Origin of the sequence: Streptosporangium becharense, from assembly GCF_014204985.1 — a bacterium.
GTDB lineage: Bacteria > Actinomycetota > Actinomycetes > Streptosporangiales > Streptosporangiaceae > Streptosporangium > Streptosporangium becharense.
On record NZ_JACHMP010000001.1, the window covers coordinates 654814 to 673557 of the forward strand.

The window sequence follows — 18744 nt, forward strand, 5'->3', positions numbered from 1 at the left end:
GGGGCGTTCTTGACCGTAGGGCCGCCGGGCCCCGATCGGTGAGGACCTTGGTCCCGTGGTGGCGTGTCCCGCGCACCGGGGAGCCGGTGACCACGCGGAGGACGGGCGGGCCCGGTTCCGATCGTCCGGGGAGCGGCGGGCCGGGTTAGGCTCGCCTGGTGCTGGGGAGGCCCTGGACGATCAGGGCGCCCGGGGCCGGGAGCCCCGGCACGATGGCACGACACCACCCCTCATCAGGAGGACCATATGACTGGACGCATGACGGCCCCCGGCGACCTGGGCCGCCGGGTGATCCGGCGGCGCGAGGAACTCGGCCTGAGCCGCGAGCAGCTCGCCGAGCGGGCCGGGATCGACCCGGGATACCTCGCCTACCTGGAGGAGACCCCGGCCTCCCCCACCGCCGAGACCGTGAGCCGGATCGCGGCGGCCCTGGACGCCGGTGTCGACGACCTGCTGGGCGGGACGATGGACCTGCCGCCCGGTCAGGGCGGACCCGGCCCCCGGCCCCGGTTGGAGAAGCTCGACGACCAGGAGTGCCTGCGGCTGCTCTCCCCCGGCGGGGTGGGCCGGGTCGCCTTCAACGACGCCGGCGGCCCGGCGATCCTGCCGGTCAACTACGTCCTGCACGACGACGCGGTGGTCTTCCGCACCGCCTTCGGCAGCCCGCTCGACGAGAGCCTGCACACCGGCGTCCAGGGGGTCGACTTCAAGGTGGCCTTCCAGGTCGACCGGATCGACGAGGCCAACCGCGAGGGCTGGAGCGTGCTCGTGCGGGGCGGCGCCCACCACGCCTCCTCCCCCGAGGAGCGGGCGGCCATGGAGACCTCCGGCGTCCAGCCCTGGGCCGGGGGTGAGCGGGCGCTCTACGTCAGGATCGTCCCCTCCGAGATCACAGGCCGCCGCATCCGCAACGCCACATGATCCCCGACGAGATGGACGCCTGGGTCGTCACACGGCCCGGGCCCGTCTCGACCCGCCCGCTGCGCCGGGTCCGCGTGCCCGTCCCGGCGCCCGGCCCCGGCGAGGCGCTGGTGCGCGTGGAGGCCTGCGCCGTCTGCCGTACCGATCTGCACCTGGCGGAGGGCGACCTGCCGCCGCGACGCCCGCGGACCACACCGGGTCACGAGGTCGTGGGCCGGGTGGTGGCCGCCGGCCCCGGCTCGGGAGGGCCGGCCCCGGGCACCCGGGTGGGCGTGGCGTGGCTGCGCTCCACCTGCGGGCGTTGCCGCCACTGCGCGCGGGGTGCGGAGAACCTCTGCCCGGACTCCACCTACACCGGCTGGCATGCCGACGGCGGCTACGCCGAGTACCTGACCGTCCCCTGGGACTTCGCCTACCCGCTGCCCGAGGAGGTCCCCGCCGAGAAGCTGGCGCCGCTGCTGTGCGCGGGGATCATCGGCTACCGTGCCCTGCTCCGCAGCGACCTGCCGCCCGGCGGACGGCTGGGCGTCTACGGTTTCGGCGCCTCGGCCCACCTGACCGCGCAGGTCGCCGTCGCGCGAGGCGCGAGCGTGCACGTGCTCACCCGGTCTGCCAGGGCACGCGAGCTGGCCCTGGAGCTGGGGGCGGCCTCGGCGGGCGACGCGGCGGACGCGCCGCCCGAACCGCTGGACGCCGCGATCCTGTTCGCCCCGGCGGGTGAGCTGGTGCCGGTCGCGCTGGCCGCCCTCGACCGGGGCGGCACCCTCGCGGTGGCCGGCATCCACCTCACCGACATCCCCGTGCTGAACTACGCCCGGCACCTGTTCCAGGAACGCACCCTGCGCAGCGTCACCGCCAACACCCGGGCCGACGGGCGGGCGTTCCTGGAGGCCGCGGTGGCCCACCCGCTCCGGGTGGCGACCACGCCCTACCCGCTGGACGCGGCGGACGAGGCGCTGGCCGCCCTCGCCGCCGACCGCGTCGAGGGTGCGGCCGTCCTGCTGCCCGGGAACCTTCTCTGAGCGCGGGCCGGGCGTCGGGACGCACCCCGGAAGGCCGGGTCCGGCCCGGAGACCGCCGCTGTCATCGCGCCCGTGCCGCCCGCGACGGGCCTCCCGGCCGACCCGCCCCGGCGTCCCGTCAGCGGGTCCTTGCGGAGCGGTCGCCGATGCGCACGGTCTCGACCCAGCGGGGCGGGTCCGCAGGCGCATGGCCGATCAGCGCGCCGATCAGTCGGCAGGACGGGTCCTCCTCCGGCCAGGGCGTGTAGCCGTCGGTGAGGACGATCACGACGTGCGGCCGGTCCCGGGCGGCGAGGGCCGCGCGGACGCCGACGCGCATGTCGGTCCCGCCCCCGCCGGCGAGCTCGACCTGCTCCGCCGAGGTCACCCGCGACACGGCGCGCACGTCGGCGTCGCAGGCCAGCACGCTCACCCGGTCGCCCCGGACGCCGACCTCACGCAGCACCCCGGTGACCTCCGCGAGCGCCGCCGCCAGGTCGTCCTCCCCCATCGAGCCGGAGGTGTCGACGACGATCGCCACCCGCGGCAGCGGCCTGCGCAGGCTCGGCAGCACCACCGCGCGCAGGGCCGCCGTGCGGCGCGACGGGCGGCGGTAGGTGTAGTCGACCGCGCCGCCCGCCCAGGCCACGGCCTCGCGGACCGCGCCGGCCAGGACGGTACGCCAATCGACGACCGGTTCCAGCAGGTTCCCGGCCCAGCGCCGCCAGCCCGCCGGAAGGTTCCCGCGGCTGCGCTCGTGCGCTCGCATGGCCTCGGCGGTGTGGCGGCGCAGGGCTTCGGCCTCGACCGGGATCACGCCGGGCGTCCCGTCGCCGGCCTCCCAGTCGCGCGGGTGCCCGTGTGCCCCGGAGCCGCAGTCGAAGCCGGTCAGGTGTTCGGGCAGCCGCGGCAGGTAGTCCTCGAACAGCAGGCCCGTCTCCAGGCCGAAGTGCCCGGGTTCGACCCGGCCTGCGGGCAGCGCCAGCCCGTCGGCGATCAGGTCGTCGTTGATCTCGCAGTCCTGGGCGATGTTGACCCGCAGGTGGTCGCGCTGCCGTGCCGCGGGGAGCCGGTCGGCCCGCCCGTGGTGGGCGCGCAGCAGGTGCGCGACCTCGTGGATCCAGACGCCGGCGAGCTCCTGGACCGCGGTGGCCTCGACGAAGGCCGGGGAGACGTAGCAGCGCCAGCGCCGGTCGACGCCCATGGTCGGCACCCGGCCACTCGGCACGACCGTGAGGGCGTACAGGGCGGAGGCCAGATACGGCCGGTCGGAGGCCGCGCGGTAGCGGGCCGCCAGCAGCTTGGCGCGGTCGAGCCCCGCCGCGTCCTCCGCCGCGTCCCCCCTCACGTCCCCGGCCACGGCACTGCCCGCGGTTCCGGCCGCCGTTCCACGGGGAGCCCCGTCCGCGGCCCCGTCACAGGGCACCGGACAGGTGCAGCAGATCCATGAATCCGTCGATGGCGGCGGGCACCGGCCAGGCGGGGTCGCGCAGCGCCGCCAGGTCGGTGGCCGCCCGCGCCGCCACATCCGGCACGCCCGCGTCGACGGCCTTGGCGAGCACCGCCCAACCGGCCTCCCAGCGTTCGCGGGTGAGCTCCCCCTGGACGGCGGCGACCACGGCGGTCAGGAACGCCAGCTGCCGGTCCCCGCGCTCCGGCAGGGCGAAGGCGTCCGGGTTCACCAGCACCCGGTCCGGATCCGGGAGGTCGAGCTCCTGGAGGTAGGACAGCAACTCGATTCCCGCGCCGTCGCCGACCGCGCCGACCACGGCGGCCGACACCGCCTCCCGGCCCGCACCGGTGGCGTATCCGGCGGCGAGCAGCCGCAGTGCCATCTCCCAGGTGCGCGGGGACGGCCAGGCGCCGCCCCGCGCCTCGGCGTCGGGCGGCAGGTGGTGCGCCAGGCCGGGACGCGCGGTGAGGAACCCGGAGACCACGCCGCGGGCGCGGGCGACCGCACTGGACGCCTTCGCGGGGTCCACCTTCGGGACGGGCACCGCCGGCCAGGTCCCCGCCATGCCCCGGGCGACCGTGCGCGGGTCGTGCGTCCAGCGGAGGTGGACGAACCGGTTGGCCAACGGCGGGCTCAGATGCCAGCCGTCGGCGGCGCTGGACGGCGGGTTCGCGGCGGCCACGACCCGTACCGGCTCCGGCAGGGTCAGGCTGCCGACGCGGCGTTCCAGCACGACGCGCAGCAGCGCGGCCTGGACCGCGGGCGGCGCCGAGGACAGCTCGTCGAAGAAGATCAGGCCGCGGCCCGCCCCGGCGAGCCGCACCGCCCAGTCGGGCGGCGCCATGGGGACGCCGGTGACCGCGGGGTCCGCGCCGACGATCGGCAGCCCGGCGAAGTCGGACGGCTCGTGCACGCTGGCGATGACGGTCTCCAGAGGGACGCCGAGCCCTCGGGCGAGCTGTTCCAGCCCGGCCGACTTGCCGATGCCGGGCTCGCCCCACAGCAGGACCGGGAGGTTCGCGATGACCGCGAGGGTCAGCGCCTCCAACTGCGGGTCGGACCTGACCTCGGTGCGCGAGGCCCGCATCAGGGCGTTGAGATCGTCGGCCGCGGCGAGGGGGTCGGTGCTCATCCGTCCTTCTTCTCCCTGTCGGGCCGGCCGATGCCCGGGGTGACCATTTCCGCGAGGAAGGCCAGGTCCGTCCGCCGGTAATCGTGGATCATGTTCCGGAGCGACCGTCCCCCGTAGTCGACCACGTCGACGCGCGCGCCGGCGTCGAGCAGTGCCCTGACCAGGGCCTCGGACCCTCCGTCGCCGACGGCGACGTGCAACGGCGTGCGCTCGTGGTGGTCGGTCGCCTCCAGGTCGAGCCCGGCCGCGAGGAGCCTGGGCAGCAGCGGCTCATGGTCGAGCAGGTGGAGCACGTGCAGCAGGGTGCGCCGGCCCCCGTCACGGACCCGGGTGTCGAACCCGGCGTCGAGCAGCCGCAACACCCCCGGCGTGTCCCCGTGCTGGGCCCGCAGGAACAGCTCCCGCCGCTGCTCGCGCAGCGCCTTCGGCAGCCGGCCCGTCCCGCTCGTCCAGGCGTCCTTCGCGGCGACGCAACCGGCCACCGCCCCGCCGAACGCTCCCAGCGCGCGCTCACGTCGGCATTCCGCCTCGTCGTGCGGTATGGACGGGCCGGGCCCCACCAGGTGCCACTCGCCCCGGCAGCGGACCCGGAACGGGGCCGGCTCGGCGGCCTCGGGAGGTCCCTGGGACGGGACGGGGGCCGCGGGAAAGAACGCGGCGTGCACCAGCGGGTGCAGGGCGTCCGGGTCCATCCGGCCGGTGCGCAGCAGGTCGAGGTCGGGCAGCCGCCGCCAACGCGCCTCGGCCAGAACGGGAAGGCACTCGGCCGTCTTCTCGCGTACCGTGTTCACCAGCCGTACCCGTGCCCCGTCGTGTCCAGTCTCGACCCGCAGCCGGTAACACCCGTCATAGGGGATGAACACGGTGCCGTGCCCGGCCAGCCGCATTTCCTCGGCCAGGCGCGTCATGGCCAGCGGTGTGACCGCCAGTACCTCCGTCACGGTCGACGAGTACCAGCACTTCTCCTCAGGAGGGGTGAAGTCCAGTTTGATCCCCGCAGCCGCGCACGCGGCTTCGATCTCCCCGCGCTCACGTAGCAGAGTGACCCACTCCGTGTTCCGCGCCTGGTCGGAGCTCGAACCCGACGGCAGTTCCTCAACCGTCAGAGGCGTGCCGTCGGCGTGGAAGAAGGGGGCCCGGGTGGATCCGCCACATCGCTCCAGCAGTTCTCCGGTGCGGCGCGCGTCCCACAGGTGCCGCATGCCCGTCCAGTCCTGGTGGTTCTGCCGTAAGTCGACGGGTCCGAACGCCAGGGTCAGGCGTTGCGGCCCGTCGGCTCTCTCCAGCGGCGCGATGTGCAACCACGGCCCGGCCGGGCTCACGGGACGCGGCTCGCCCGCCGTAGCCCGCGGCGCTCCCCCGACGAGGTCCGACAGGAGCACGGTCTCCCCCGGCCGGATCGTCGTGCGGCCGCACTGCACGCGCGGCAGGTGCCAGCGCAGCAGGTCGGGCACCAGGTTCACCAGGTCGTCCTCGATCGCGGCGGCGGCCTGCGCGCCGTAGCGGGCCGCGATGTCGCCGAGATCGAACGCGACGTCCACCCCCGCCGCCGCGCACGCGCCTCGCCAGTCTCCGGCGGCCCGCCGCTCGGTCGCCTGCCGGATCATCCAGCGGGGCACGGCGTAGCGGCGGATGCGCTGCCAGGCGTGGACCTCCCCGGGCAGGCAGAACGGTGGGGTCACCGGTACACGCTTCCGATCGCACGCAGGTCGGGGTGCGCGGGCGAGGACGGCCGCAGGCGCTGCGCCAGAGCGCGCTTCACCCTCCTGGGCAGGCCCGGCCCCAGCCCGACGTACTCCAGCCGGGTGCCCTCCCCGACGGCGGCCAGCAGCGTCTTCGCTCCCCGGCCGGTGAAGGAGGTGTGGCGCAGTTCGAGCCGCCGCAGCGGGCTGCCGGGGAGCGCGCCGGCCAGGGCGGCGACGCCGGCGTCACCGGTGTGGTTGCAGGACGCGCCGAGGGTGCGCTGCGACGGGGGCCGGCCGAGGTCCAGGCTCTCGATGCCGTCGAGGGCGTCCGCCAGCGCGCGTACGCCGCCGGGGCCGATGCCGTTGCCTCCCAGCCCGAGCCGGACGGGCCTGGCGGGGTCGGCCACCGCGGCCAGCGCCGCCACGCCGGTGTCGCCCAGGTGGTTGGCCGGGAGGTAGAGCTCACGCACGCCGGCGTCGCGGACCAGCGCGGCGAGCAGGCCAGCCGATTCCGGGCCGAGCCCGTTCCCGCCGAGGAAGAGCCGTTCGACGGGGTGTGACCGGTCCGGCAGCACCGCCAGGAGAGCGCGCAGGCCCTGCGGGGTCAGCCCGGTGTTGACCAGGTCGAGGGTGCGGATCGCGGTGTTGCGGCGCAGCATCCGGGCGAGCGCGCGGACCCCGGCGTCGCCGATCGGGTTGCGCTTGAGCCACAGGCCGCGGACGCCGTCGTCGTCGCCCAGTCGCTCGGCGAGCGCCGCGGCGCCGTCCGCGTCGATCCGGTTGCAGCCCAGGTAGAGCGTCCTGAGACCGTGCCCGTCCACCAGGGCACCGGCGACCGAGCGGGCGCCTTCGGAAGCGATCCCGTTGGTGCCCAGGAGCAGGTGCACGGCGTGCGGGGAGGCCGCCGCGGCCGGCAGGATCCTGGCGGCGCCGCGCGGGCCGAGCCCCTGCTTGCACAGGTCGACCCGGCCGTCGGGCTGGAGCGTGCCGAGCGGGAACGCCTCGGCGGCCTCGACGGGCCGCGACGCGGCCAGCCGCGCGATCAGGAGGTCGAGGTCGGCCGCGTCGGCCGGGGGAACGTCCGGGTGCTCGATGGCCGGGCACCGGACGGGTGCCGGTTCCGTCATCGTCACCGCTCCAGCGTGCGAAGACCTGCTCGGGTCTCCACCGGGTCGGGCACCATCACTCTCCTGCTGCGGGTGGGGCGGAGGGCAAGGCCGGTCGGATTCGAACCGACGTCATCCGGCTTGCCAAGCGGGCGCGACGACCTCTGCGCTACGGCCTTGCCGCCCGGCAGCCTAACGGATTTCGGACGTCTCCCTGCGCTGCGAATCCCGCCCCACCCTCACGAAGGGGCCCTTCGGCCATGCATACGGACATTCGACGGCCAGGAGACCCAGCCGTCCGGCCGCCTTCGGCCATGCATACGGATATTCGGCTCCGGCGTGGGGTGTGCGGGTGCGGAGCGGGAGCCCGGACGGGCCCCGGCCGGATGACCGGGGCCCGTCGTGCGGTCCGCGCACGAACCGCGCACTGCCCACGAGGCCCCACGGGCCGGGCGGGTCAGGCGCGGGCGTAGATGCGGTGGACGAATTCGGCGAGCTTGCTGTCGGGCAGCTCCTTGGCCAGGTCGGCTTCGCTGATCATGCCGACGATGCGGTGGTTCTCGATCACCGGAAGGCGCTTGACCTGGTGTTCCTCCATCTTGTCCAGCGCCTCCTCGACGCTGGTGCCGGCGTCCACCCACACCAGCCCGTGGGCCAGTTCGCCTGCTGTGGTCCGCTCGAGGTCCTTGCCCTCGGCGCAGCACTTGATCACGATGTCCCGGTCGGTGATGATCCCCTTGAGCCGGTCGTCGTCCCCGCAGATCGGCAGCGCGCCGACCCCCATGTCACGCATCATCTGTGCGGCCATGCGCAGGGTGTCGTGCTCGCCGATGCACTCGGCGCCCTGGTGCATCACGTCCCGTGCCGTCTTGCCGGTTCCTGTCGTCGCCATCGGTACCCCCCGAAAGGATCGATGAGCTGTTTGTGGGTGTTCCTACCCAATTATCCGAAACACTTGGCCGCAGGACCGATCCGGCACATCACCAGAGGGCGCCGCCGGTGACGCCCCGCGTCAAAGCCACCCCGGGCATCCCCCGCGACCCCGGGTGCGACGGGCCCGCGGCCGCCGTGCACGGCGTGCACGGCGTGCACGGCGATCCGCCGGAGGTGTTCGCCCGTGCCGGCCGTCGACCGGACGACGCCGGACCTAGTCGAGGAAGGCGTGCAGGCCGACGACCGCGGCACCGGCGGCGCTCAGGCCCGCGACGACCGCGAGTGGAGCGAGGACGCCGCCCATGTACGACAGGACGCCTATCAGGATTCCGACGCCGACCGCGGCGAAGAGGATCACCAGGGTCCTGAGCGTGAGCAACGGCGGCTTCGCCGGTGGTGGGGTGGCGCCCTTCGGCGCGGTACGGTGAGACATGAAGACCTCTTCGTGACATTGAGTGTCCGACGGCTCCCCGCCTGGCCGCGGGGGCCGTTGCTTTCGCGACGACCGCGCCGGTATCGGCAACCCTTTCCTCACCCCCTACCGGGTTTTCGCATTCTCACCACCCCCGCCGGGGAGGTGGTGTTCGCCCCGCCCAGGCCCTCTCCCTTCGCCCGGAGAGGCCGGGGCCGCGTTCTCGGCGGTGCACGCGAGACCCGGCCGCACGACGGTCGACGGACCCCCGGAGGCGGAGAGCGTGAAGCGCGACGCCCGCCGGGCAGCGGACCGCCGGCGACGACGCACCACCGCGGACACCGAAGCGGGATCGACCGGTGGAGTCAGGCTTCCATCAGCCTATCGAACGACTGTTCGATCAGACGAGTCGATTGACGCAAACTCAGGGTGATTAATTTCCGGCATAGCGTCACGAGACAATGATCCGCCAGTACAGACGATCTTTTATTGCAGACATTTATGGCACTCATTCTTTTTGTCCAACTTATCCGTATGGATGCTTTTTCCGGATAAGCAGGAATTTCGGGGAACGGCTCCGGGAAACCGGTCCGCCGGCCGAAGGAACGAACCGCGGCATACCACGCACGGCCTACCGCACCGGGTGGACGATCAGCGGGCCCGTCCACCCGGCGCGGCAGACGGAACCAACCGCGCGCCTGACGACGCGAGGGCCGCCCCGGCCTAGTTTTTTCCTGGTACGGGGCGGCCGGATGCCTCCCCGACCCTCACAAGGGAGGTTCCACATGTGGAAGCGCCTGCTCACGATCACCGCTGTGGCGGCCGGGATGACGGCCGGCTCCGTCGGGGCGGCGGTCGCCGGGGTTCCGGGCTCCGCGGCCGGACTGCCCGCCGCCTCCATGCCCGCGGCCGGGGTCCCGCTGGCCGCGGCGGGCACGGCACCCGCCTGCATCAAGCGGTGGGTGAACAACTCCTGGTCGGCGAGCGCCAGGAACGACTGCGGGAAGAACATGTACGTGAAGATCATCATCAACAACGGTGACGACAGCGGCTGCCGCGGCCTCACCCCCGGCGCGACGATGACCCACCGGCACGCCACCGGCAGCTACGACAAGACCGTCACCTGCTGAGACCGGCACGCCTCCCCGCCGCCACCGCCCGTACCCGCAGCTCGGGCGGTGGCGGCGGCTACGACGCGCTCCGCGTGTGCGCCGGCTCCGACGCCCGGCGATCCGTCCGGATCACCGCCGTCGTTCACGAGAAGGCGTCCCGTCGGGCGGAGCCCCTGGCTGCGGGGCAACGGCCCCCCGTCATCGACGGCCTCGCAGGGAAAACCACCCCACTCCTGATCTTTAAGCGATTCTGTGGTTTTTGGCGTGGATTCTTTCGCTTGTGGTGTTCAGTCGGGATGCTGCACCCTGGCGGAGGCACAGACGCGGATGCCGGTGACCGTCCGACCGACGGTGAGCCGGAGATCAGAGAGAAGGCAGGCACGATGCGGCGCGACGAGACTCTTCTGCTGGGCGGGGACCTTCCCGTGAGACGCCTCGGCTTCGGTGCCATGCGGCTCACCGGCCCGGAGGCGTGGGGGCCGCCGGCGGACCGTCAAGCGGCCGTCGCCGTGGTGCGCAGGGCGGTCGAGCTGGGCGTGACCTTCATCGACACCGCCGACGCCTACGGTCCGGGCATCAGCGAAGAGATCATCGCCGAGGCCCTGCACCCCTACCCGGACGGCGTGGTGGTGGCCACCAAGGCGGGGCAGAGCCGTCCCAGCCAGGCGGAGTGGAAACCCCTGGGACGCCCGGAGTACCTGCGCCAGCAGGCCGAGCTGAGCCTGCGCCGGTTGCGGGTCGAGCGCCTCGACCTGTTCCAGTTGCACCGTGTCGATCCCCAGGTGCCCCTGGCCGATCAGGTCGGGGCCCTCAAGCAACTGCAGGACCAGGGCAAGATTCGTCATATCGGGCTGTCCGAGGTGACCGTCGCCCAGATCAAGCAGGCCCGCGACATAGCGGACATCGTCAGCGTGCAGAACCGGTACAACCTCACCGCCCGCGGTTACGAAGAGGTTCTGCACCACTGCGCACGCGAGGGCATCGCCTTCATCCCCTGGGAACCCATCGCCGACGGCGCGCACGCGGAGGCCGGCGGCCCGCTCGCCGCGCTCGCCCGCGACCTGGGAGCCACCCCCGCCCAGCTGTCACTGGCCTGGCTGCTCCACCACTCCCCCGCCCTGCTTCCCATCCCCGGCACCTCACGCGTCTCCCACCTGGAGGAGAACCTCGCCGCCGCCGACATCGAGCTCACCCCCGAGCAGATGAGCCTGTTCCCGGCCCTCGGCTGACCCCCGGGCCCTCGCCCGGCCCTCGTCTGCCCCCGGGCCCCTGCCCGGCCCCCGGCTCCGGCGCGGGGCCGCCGCCCGCCGCCGTGCGGCGAAGACACGGGCTGGAAGACCGCCGGACCGATCGGAGACGGACCATGTTCGATCTCGACCAACTGGAGGCCCTGCGGGCGGTGGCGCGTGAGGGGTCGCTCACCCGTGCCGCCGACCTGCTGCACCTGTCTCCCTCGGCGGTGTCCCAGCGGCTGGCCAGGCTGGAGAAGGAGATCGGCCAGCCGGTGCTCCAGCCGCACGGCCGGACCGTGCGGCTCACCCCCGCGGCCCAACTGCTCGCGCAGCGGGCCGACCAGATCCTCTCCCTCGTCCATCGTGCCCACGCCGAGCTGGAACACCATCGGGGGCTGGTCGTCGGCTCCTTGTCCGTCGCGGCCTTTCCCACCGCGGTCCGCGGGCTGCTGCCCCATGCCATGCGTGCCCTGACCGCACACCACCCGGACCTCCGGCTCCACATCCACGAGCAGGAAGCCGAGCAGTCCCTCCCCCTGCTCGCCCGCTCGGACCTGGACGTCGCCATCGTGCAGGACTGGGTGAACCGGCCCCTGCCCATCCCCCGGGACCTCGGCACCGAGCCCTTGCTGGAAGACACCGCCGACCTCGCCCTGCCCGCCGGCCACCCCCTGGCCGGTCGCGCCACCGTCGGCATCGCCGAGATCGCCGACGACTCCTGGATCTCCTGGGGCCCCGGAAACCTGTGCCACGACTGGCTCCTGGACACCCTGCGTGCCCACAACCACCAACCTCGCATCGCCCACACCGCCGCCGAATACTCCACCCAGCTCACCCTCGTCCACGCCGGGCTGGGCATCGCCCTCATCCCCCGCCTGGGCCGGGAGCCCGCCCCCTCAGGAGTGCGGATCCTTCCCGTCACCCCCGCCCCCACCCGCCGCGTCTACGCCGCCTACCGCCGTGACGGCGAACGACGCCCGGCCCTTCGCGCCGTCCTGGCGGCGCTGCGCACCGTCGCGTCCCGCCTCCAGGACGAGGACCGGGGCTGAGGCCCGGCCCGCACGCCCGCGCGCACGAGGAGGATGCTCCGCCGGATGAACGCTCGGCCACCGCCTTCGCGTCCGGCCCGCGCGCACGAGGAGGATGCCGCCGGTGGCGCGGCGGGCGGCCGGCTCGGGCCGGCCGGCGTTCCTGCCGGACTCCACGCGGAGCTCGGCCGCCCTCACCCGCCCGGTCGCCGAGCTCGACCGGAACGCCGCCCGCCCGGTGGCGGGAAATAGGGCGGAAGAAGGGGATATGCCGGTGCTACCCTTCCGAAGCCGGCCGCGGGACTCCGGTGCGACTTCCGGAACCCGCCTGTAAAGCGATGATTCGCAGTTCGTGCCCCCATTCCCCGGCCGGCCTCGCACATCGACCCGGAGGCGACGATCGAGGCTCACATCGAGACCAACGCGGATCTGATCGCCGCCGACGACGTCCTGCTGTTCGTGAACGCGGCGATCACCTCCACCGGCCAGCGGGAGTTCCACTCCGGCGCGGACGAGCAGAGCCTCTCGCTGGACTTCCTGCATCGATACCTGATGGGCAACTACCGCGACCTGTACGCGGCCACCCTCGCCCTGGACGTCAACGACCACAACGCCGTACTGATCGCCCGGAACCTGCTGGCCACGACGGCGGAGGCGGAGGCGGACCGGCGTCACGTCGAGGGGCGTCTGATCGCCCGGCGGCTGGCCCTGCTGCCACCGCCCCGGGTGTACGGGTTGTTCCGCGCGCTGCGCCGCGCCAGGGTCAACAACCGGCGCACCAGGGCGATCATGCGGGACTGGCTGGCCGCCCGTCCCGACCTCGCGTTCGACGCGGTGAAGTACCGCGGCGCCGTCAGGGACGTGGTCCGCCACGCCCACCTGAGGCCGGGCGGAGAGCTGGGGCCGTTCCTGTTCACCCCGCACCGGCCAGCCGCCTACACCACGCCGATCCTGGAGACCTGGCGGCGGGCCCACTACGAGCAGGCCGCGCTGTACAAGCTGCCCTACACGGTGGCGGAGGGCTTCGCGGCGAAGCACCGCATCGCACGCGCCGCCTTCCTGGAACGCATCGCACCCCGGCTCACCCGGCTGGAGCGCCTGCGCCTGCAGGAGTCGGCGCGCGGCCTGGGGGCCGACGCGGTACGGGCCGACCTGGCCACGATGCCGCTGACCCGGTTGGCGTCATACGTGCTCGCCCTCCCTCTGGACGACCGCGTGCGCCGCCGCGCCGAGCTGACGGCGGCGCTGCGCACGGCCGCCCTGCGCATCGCGGGCGACCAGGCCGGACGCTGGGGCACGGTGGTCGCCGTTCTCGACGACAGCTTCTCCGCGTACGGCTCGGGGCACAAGCGCCGCCGTCCGCTCGCCGTCGCGCTCGCCTGCCATTTCCTTCTGGAGGCGCTGGCCCGCGAGTACACGCCGCTGTGGCTGTCGGGCCGCTCGGACGCGCTGCTCACCCATCCGTACGGGGCGACACCGCTCGGTGAACGTATCCTCGACGGCCTCGAACACCGGCCCGGGCGCCTCGTCATCGTCTCCGACGGATGGGACAACTCACCGCCGGGGCTCGCGGAGGAGGTGCTGCGGATCTGGCGCACCCGGCTCGACCCGCACCGCACATGCGCCGTCGTGCACCTCAACCCGGTGTACGACGCCGCCGACTTCGACGTACGACGGCTGGCGCCCACCGTCCCGACCGCCGGGATCCGCGACGCCGAGAACCTGGTCGCGCTGGTGGAGCTGGCCCAGTTCGCGGAGGGACGCACCGGGCTCCCGGAACTGCGCGCTCACCTGACACGCCGCGTCGAGGAGTTCCTGCGGGAGGACGCATGACGGACCTCGCTCTCACCGGGCTGCACACCCGGCCCGCGCAGGCCTGGGGCGGTGTACGGCTCGTCCCGCTGGTCCGCCGGGAGCCGATCGAGGACCTGCGGCTCGACGCCCGGCTCCACGACGCCGAGTTCGGCGTCGTGGAGGTGGATCCGCGGACCGTGTACTCCTCCTACATCCCTCACGGGTTCGTGGCGAGCTGGACGCGCGACGGCACCCCCGCCGCGGCGTACGGAACCCAGCTGCGGGGGCCGGCGGAGCGCGACCGCGCACCAAGCCGGATGCCGCTGCGGTTCCACCGCCGCATGGCCCGCCGGGCCGGCCGGAACCGGCTGCGCTTCCTGCCTCTGCACCTGGCGCTCGAGGGTTACCTGGCGCTGCACTTCGGCGGGCCGGAGATCGCGTGGGAGGAATGGTCGCGCCGCGCGATCAACCGCGGCCTCTCCCCCCGCGTCGAGGAGGCGTACACGGGCGCCGCGGTCGAAGGCCTGCACGACGCCCTCCGCGTCTTCGAGATCCACCCCGGCCAGTGCGGCGTCCTGGTCTACGCCGCGGACGCGCTCGCCGCCGCGTTCGTGGTTCCGCACCCCGACGACTACCGTGCCCTGCACGCCACCCTCGTGCACGACCTGTACGGCGAGTTGATCTACCACTACGCGATGCTCAGCGGGCCGGTGCCAGATTTCCGCGCCCGCATCGTGGACGCGACGGTGCGCTCGCTCGCCGATCTGCGCGTCCAGGCCCGCCGGCAGCAGGAGGAGTGGGCGGCCTTCCACGACCAGGTCATGGCCGGCGGGCTGCTGGACGCGGACTACACGTATCAGCGCGTCCACGAGATGGGCGGCTACCGCCTGTCCCGCTTCCTGCCGCCCTTCGAACGGCGGCGTGAGAACCACATCGGCGAACTCATCACCGACGGCGCCGGCCGGCTCGCCTACCTCAAGACGTTCCGCCTGTCGGAGAACCAGGTCCGGCGCGGTCATCTGCTGACCCGGCTCGCCGCCTGCGGCTGGAACCTGGCCGACACCGCCGCCGCGCTCGACGTGACCGAGCCTGAGCTCGGCCTGCGCGTCGAAGCCGCGGGCTTCGGTCACCTCCTTCGCCAGGACGTCCTCGACCGCTACCGCGCCCGGGTCCGACACGGCCGCCGGTGACCGAACGGGACGACCGGAAGCTCACAATCCCAGCGGTGACGATCGGTCTCGGGGAGGTCGGCGCGCTTCACCCCGGCGCGCTTCACCCCGGCGCGTGGACACCGGCGGTCACGCAGCGGCAGTGATCGCCTCCCAAGCGTCCTTTCTCTCCGGGGATTCACGTGGACGCACGATATTTTTCGACATCGGTGCGCGGAAAATCCCTTTCAAAACCGAATGTTCATTCGTTTACAAGCCGGCCCCAAGAGGTTCACCCGAGACTTCTCTCACAGAGAGGAGAAGGAAACGACGCCTCGTTCGGCCGGCGGCGATCACAACACCCGCATCACAATATTTGCCTCGAACAGCCTAAAAGGCATATTAGTCCAGCAAAATTCATGAAACAGTCACCGTATCTACTGGTGGTCAGGGTGAAGGCATGGATTTCCGGGTTCTCGGTCCCTTCGAAGTGCGTGACACCGGCGCCTCCATCGGTCTCGGCGGGCCACGGCAGCGCGCCGTCCTGGCCCGGCTCGTGGTCGCGGCCGGCGCGGTCGTCTCGACGGACACGCTGATCAACGACCTGTACCGCGGCACGCCCCCGGCGACCGCCCTCGCCTCGCTTCACGTCTACGTGTCGAATCTGCGCCGCTCCCTGGAGCCGGGACGAGCCCCGCGGACAGCCCCCCGGCTCCTCGTCGCGCGACGGCCCGGCTACCGGCTCGCCACGACCGACGTCGACGCGCTGCAGTTCGGCAGGCTCGTGTCCGACGCGGAGCAAGGTCCCTCCCTACGGACGCTCGCCCTCCTCGACGAGGCGCTGGCGCTCTGGCGCGGCCTGCCGTACGGCGAGTTCGCGGGCGAGCTGTGGGCGGTCACCGAGGTGAACCGCCTGTGTGAGCTGCGCCTGGCGGCCGTCGAGCGCCGGGCGCGGGCGCTGCTGGATCTCGGCCGGCCCCAAGCGGTGATCCACGACCTGGAAACCGAGATCGGTGAGCACCCGCTGCGAGAGCGGCTGTGGTGGTTGCTGACCCTCGCGCTCTACCGCGACGGACGGCAGGCCGACGCGCTGGGAGCGCTACGCCGGGCCAGAAGGCTCATCGCCGACCAGATCGGGCTGGATCCCGGCCCTGATCTGCGGGCGTTGGAGGAGGACATCCTCCGTCAGAACCCGTCGCTCGCCCCTCCGCCCGAACCCGTCTCGGTCACATCGGCCGCAAGAGCCGCGACCTCCCTGCGAGCCCCCACCGCCGAGAAGAAACCCTCACACGGGCGGGACCTTCAGCTCGCCGAGATGGAGGCCGTGCTCAGCCGCGGAACCGTGAACGCCATTGCGGTGAGCGGCGAACCGGGCATCGGCAAGACCTGGCTCCTGGACGCCTTCCGCGAGCGGTGCGCCGAGTCGGATCACCTCGTGCTCTGGAGCGGCTGCCAGCATTTCGAACGGACCCTTCCCCTCAGACCGTGGATCACGGTTCTCAAAACGCTGGCGCGGGTCCACCCCGCTCCCGACCGCCGGGCCCTGGCCGGGCTTCTCGACGAAGAGACACCCGAGGGCTCGACGGAGAGAGCGCGGCTCCGGCGTCACCGGGCGATCGCCGAATGGCTCGCCGCCGCGGCCCGGACGCGACCACTTGTGATCATCATGGACGACCTGCACTGGGCGGACCAGGCGACGCTGGAGCTGATCGGCGACGTGGTCGCACTCATCGTCGAGGAGGGGGAGGACGTTCCGCTCACCCTGGTGACCGCCTACCGGGACAGCGCGCAGCCTTCCGGCATCGACGCCCTGCTCAACAGGTGTGCCCGCCATGACCTGCTTCGCGTCCGCCTCGACGGTCTCGACCCGGCCGCGGTCCGGGAGATCGCGGCCGGCCTGGGCACCGAGATCGACGAGGCGACGGCCCACACGCTCACCCACCGCACGGCGGGCAATCCCTTCTTCGTCCGGGAGACCATCCGGGCGCTCGCCCGGGGTCGCCCGCTGAACACGGTTCCCGACTCGGTGGTCCACCTGATCCGCCAGCGGCTCGCGGCCGCCGGCCCGCACGTGAGCGACGTCCTGCAGGTGGCAGCCGTGATCGGCAGAGAGTTCGATGCGGACGTCGTGGCCGAGGTACGGCCGGGACCCGTGTACGACCTGCTGGACCAGGCGGTCACATCAGGGCTGGTCGTGACCGTGGCGAACCGGATGGCCTTCGCGCACGACCTGGTGCGGGAGACCCTCCTCCAGGAGATCCCGCCCCTGCGTAAGGCGATCATCCATCGAGATACGATGAACGTCCTCGCCACCCGGCCGGGCGTCGACGTGGCGGTCATCGCCCAGCACGCCATCGAGGCCGGTCCGACGGCGTACGGGGAGGCGGCCCGCTGGGCGGCCGCGATGGCCGAACAGGCGAGCCTCCGCCTCGCCTACCGCGAGGCGGCCACGTGGTGGTCCCGCGCGGTGGAGGCCCACGGCGCCACCGCCGGGGACCCCGCCGATCACGTCGGACTACTGCTCCACCAGGTTCACGCGCTGCTGGAAGCGGGCGACGTCCTCGCCGCCAGACACGTGCGCGGCCAGGCGATACGCATCGCCGGCCGCGTGGACGGGCGAGAGCGTCCCATGCTGGTCGCGCGGGCTCTCACCGCGCTCAACGCTCCCTGCATATGGAATCTCCGCAATCCCTACGAGGCGGTGGAACTCCGGCTGGTCCACCGGTTCGAGCTGGCGCTGCGCGCGCTCCCCGGCGACAGCGGGGCCGAACGCGCGCGGCTGCTCGGCGGTCTGGCGCAGGAACTCTACGACGGGACCGACGACCCCCGCTGTCACACCTATTCGGCGGAGGCGGTCGAGATCGCCCGGCGGTATGAGGACCCGTATCTCCTGATGCGGCTCCTCAACGCGCGCTACCTCTCCATACCCAGCGCCATCTACCCCCGGCAGGTGCTGCGTATCGCCGAGGAGCTGGAAGACCTGGCCCTGAGGACGCAGACGCCCGAGTTCGAGCTGACCGCATGCATGATGCTGACCCACCGCCGGTTGGAGGAGTTCGATCTGGCGAGAGCGGACGAGGCCGCCGAACGCTGCGACGCCATGCTGGCCCGGACACCCCTGCCATGGCCGCGTTTCCAGCACACCCTGTGGCATGCGGGACGACTCGTGCTCGCGGGCCGGTACGACGAGGCCGAGGACCTCTACGCCGAGGCCGACCGGCAGACCGAGCGGATCGGCATGTGGTGCCGGAACGCGGTGGTCCCCCTCGGCCGCATCCTCCTGCAGTACCAGCGTGGACGCATCACCGAGGCGGCTGCGCTGATCGACTCGGTGGCCGGTGTCAACCCCGGCGGTGACCAGGCGCTGCGTGTCCTGCTGCTCTGCGCGCAGAACAGGGTGGAGGAGGCACGCGACCTGACCCTGGACGGGTGGCCCACGCTTCCCCGCGACTGGTCATGGCTGACCTATACCTGTCTCCAGGGAGCCGCGCAGGCGGCGGTCGGTGACATCCGGGCGTGCGCGGCCACCTATTCGGCTCTGCTGCCCTACAGCGGGCGGATATCAGTGGGCGCCGCCATCGCCTTCCTCGGCCCCGTGGACTGGTTCCTCGCCTCGCTCGCCTCCGCGATCGGGGACCGGGACGCGGCGGTACGGCATCTGGCCACGCTCGCACGGCTCGCCGGAGAAGCGGGACTGCCGGCCTGGCGAGACCGCGCGATGAACCCGGACCCGTCCTCACCCGGATGGCATCGGCCGCTGTCGCAGGCGAGATGACGGGAGCCGGGC

Annotated in this window: 14 protein-coding genes and 1 tRNA gene; 8 read left to right on the plus strand and 7 right to left on the minus strand. The window is 73.0% G+C overall.

The genetic code is table 11. The features are described 5' to 3' along the window. The first annotated feature begins 246 nt into the window (after window positions 1–246). Both F4562_RS02905 and F4562_RS02910 read left to right on the plus strand, forming a co-directional pair. The gene (locus F4562_RS02905; RefSeq protein ID WP_184540682.1) at window positions 247–921 is read left to right on the plus strand and encodes a pyridoxamine 5'-phosphate oxidase family protein; all 675 of its coding nucleotides are present in this window, start codon (window positions 247–249) and stop codon (window positions 919–921) included. Then, window positions 918–1943 (plus strand): zinc-binding alcohol dehydrogenase family protein, encoded by a 1026-nt coding sequence (locus F4562_RS02910; protein WP_375782461.1) that lies wholly within the window; start codon window positions 918–920, stop codon window positions 1941–1943. Before F4562_RS02905 ends, F4562_RS02910 begins: the two co-directional genes overlap by 4 nt. 118 nt (window positions 1944–2061) lie before the next feature. Here the strand turns inward: F4562_RS02910 and F4562_RS02915 are convergent, their stop codons facing one another. From F4562_RS02915 to F4562_RS02945, 7 genes are all read right to left on the minus strand, one after another. Continuing rightward, a complete protein-coding gene (locus F4562_RS02915) occupies window positions 2062–3270 on the minus strand; it encodes a vWA domain-containing protein (RefSeq protein WP_311733922.1) in 1209 nt (402 codons plus the stop codon). 67 nt (window positions 3271–3337) lie between these two features. Continuing rightward, complete coding sequence (locus F4562_RS02920) at window positions 3338–4507, minus strand: AAA family ATPase (protein ID WP_184540684.1); 1170 nt, start codon at window positions 4505–4507, stop codon at window positions 3338–3340. After that, window positions 4504–6189, minus strand: a complete 1686-nt coding sequence (locus F4562_RS02925; RefSeq protein WP_184540685.1) for an ankyrin repeat domain-containing protein — start codon at window positions 6187–6189, stop codon at window positions 4504–4506. The genes F4562_RS02920 and F4562_RS02925 overlap by 4 nt, the downstream gene beginning before the upstream one ends. Further along, a complete protein-coding gene (locus F4562_RS02930) occupies window positions 6186–7319 on the minus strand; it encodes a leucine-rich repeat domain-containing protein (protein WP_184540804.1) in 1134 nt (377 codons plus the stop codon). Before F4562_RS02930 ends, F4562_RS02925 begins: the two co-directional genes overlap by 4 nt. An 85-nt stretch (window positions 7320–7404) precedes the next feature. Continuing rightward, a tRNA-Ala gene (locus tag F4562_RS02935) sits at window positions 7405–7477 on the minus strand. Between the two features lie 278 nt (window positions 7478–7755). After that, window positions 7756–8190, minus strand: coding sequence for a CBS domain-containing protein (locus F4562_RS02940; protein WP_184540686.1), 435 nt, complete (start codon window positions 8188–8190; stop codon window positions 7756–7758). 255 nt (window positions 8191–8445) lie between these two features. Beyond that, window positions 8446–8664 (minus strand): hypothetical protein, encoded by a 219-nt coding sequence (locus F4562_RS02945; RefSeq protein ID WP_184540687.1) that lies wholly within the window; start codon window positions 8662–8664, stop codon window positions 8446–8448. A 764-nt stretch (window positions 8665–9428) separates the two neighbouring features. Here F4562_RS02945 and F4562_RS02950 point away from each other — a divergent pair. The 6 genes from F4562_RS02950 (at window position 9429) to F4562_RS02975 (ending at window position 18732) form a co-directional block, all read left to right on the plus strand. Continuing rightward, window positions 9429–9773, plus strand: coding sequence for an alpha-amylase inhibitor (locus F4562_RS02950; protein WP_184540688.1), 345 nt, complete (start codon window positions 9429–9431; stop codon window positions 9771–9773). Window positions 9774–10138: 365 nt separating this feature from the next. After that, a complete protein-coding gene (locus F4562_RS02955; RefSeq protein ID WP_184540689.1) occupies window positions 10139–10984 on the plus strand; it encodes an aldo/keto reductase in 846 nt (281 codons plus the stop codon). Between the two features lie 134 nt (window positions 10985–11118). After that, window positions 11119–12036, plus strand: a complete 918-nt coding sequence (locus tag F4562_RS02960) for a LysR family transcriptional regulator (protein WP_184540690.1) — start codon at window positions 11119–11121, stop codon at window positions 12034–12036. 438 nt (window positions 12037–12474) lie between these two features. Then, complete coding sequence (locus tag F4562_RS02965; RefSeq protein WP_311733923.1) at window positions 12475–13848, plus strand: hypothetical protein; 1374 nt, start codon at window positions 12475–12477, stop codon at window positions 13846–13848. Further along, window positions 13845–14999 carry an ARPP-2 domain-containing protein gene (locus tag F4562_RS02970; RefSeq protein WP_184540691.1) on the plus strand — a complete coding sequence of 385 codons (1155 nt, stop codon included), beginning with the start codon at window positions 13845–13847 and terminating at the stop codon, window positions 14997–14999. Before F4562_RS02965 ends, F4562_RS02970 begins: the two co-directional genes overlap by 4 nt. Window positions 15000–15417: 418 nt before the next feature. Next, window positions 15418–18732 carry an ATP-binding protein gene (locus F4562_RS02975; protein WP_184540692.1) on the plus strand — a complete coding sequence of 1105 codons (3315 nt, stop codon included), beginning with the start codon at window positions 15418–15420 and terminating at the stop codon, window positions 18730–18732. Window positions 18733–18744 lie beyond the last annotated feature (12 nt).

Bases quoted from the DNA above. Each gene is read 5' to 3' on its own strand.
- F4562_RS02905 (WP_184540682.1), top strand. From the start codon at position 247: ATGACTGGACGCATGACGGCCCCCGGCGACCTGGGCCGCCGGGTGATC.
- F4562_RS02910 (WP_375782461.1), top strand. From the start codon at position 918: ATGATCCCCGACGAGATGGACGCCTGGGTCGTCACACGGCCCGGGCCC.
- F4562_RS02920 (WP_184540684.1), bottom strand. From the start codon at position 4,507: ATGAGCACCGACCCCCTCGCCGCGGCCGACGATCTCAACGCCCTGATG.
- F4562_RS02930 (WP_184540804.1), bottom strand. From the start codon at position 7,319: ATGACGGAACCGGCACCCGTCCGGTGCCCGGCCATCGAGCACCCGGAC.
- F4562_RS02940 (WP_184540686.1), bottom strand. From the start codon at position 8,190: ATGGCGACGACAGGAACCGGCAAGACGGCACGGGACGTGATGCACCAG.
- F4562_RS02945 (WP_184540687.1), bottom strand. From the start codon at position 8,664: ATGTCTCACCGTACCGCGCCGAAGGGCGCCACCCCACCACCGGCGAAG.
- F4562_RS02950 (WP_184540688.1), top strand. From the start codon at position 9,429: ATGTGGAAGCGCCTGCTCACGATCACCGCTGTGGCGGCCGGGATGACG.
- F4562_RS02955 (WP_184540689.1), top strand. From the start codon at position 10,139: ATGCGGCGCGACGAGACTCTTCTGCTGGGCGGGGACCTTCCCGTGAGA.
- F4562_RS02960 (WP_184540690.1), top strand. From the start codon at position 11,119: ATGTTCGATCTCGACCAACTGGAGGCCCTGCGGGCGGTGGCGCGTGAG.
- F4562_RS02970 (WP_184540691.1), top strand. From the start codon at position 13,845: ATGACGGACCTCGCTCTCACCGGGCTGCACACCCGGCCCGCGCAGGCC.
- F4562_RS02975 (WP_184540692.1), top strand. From the start codon at position 15,418: ATGGATTTCCGGGTTCTCGGTCCCTTCGAAGTGCGTGACACCGGCGCC.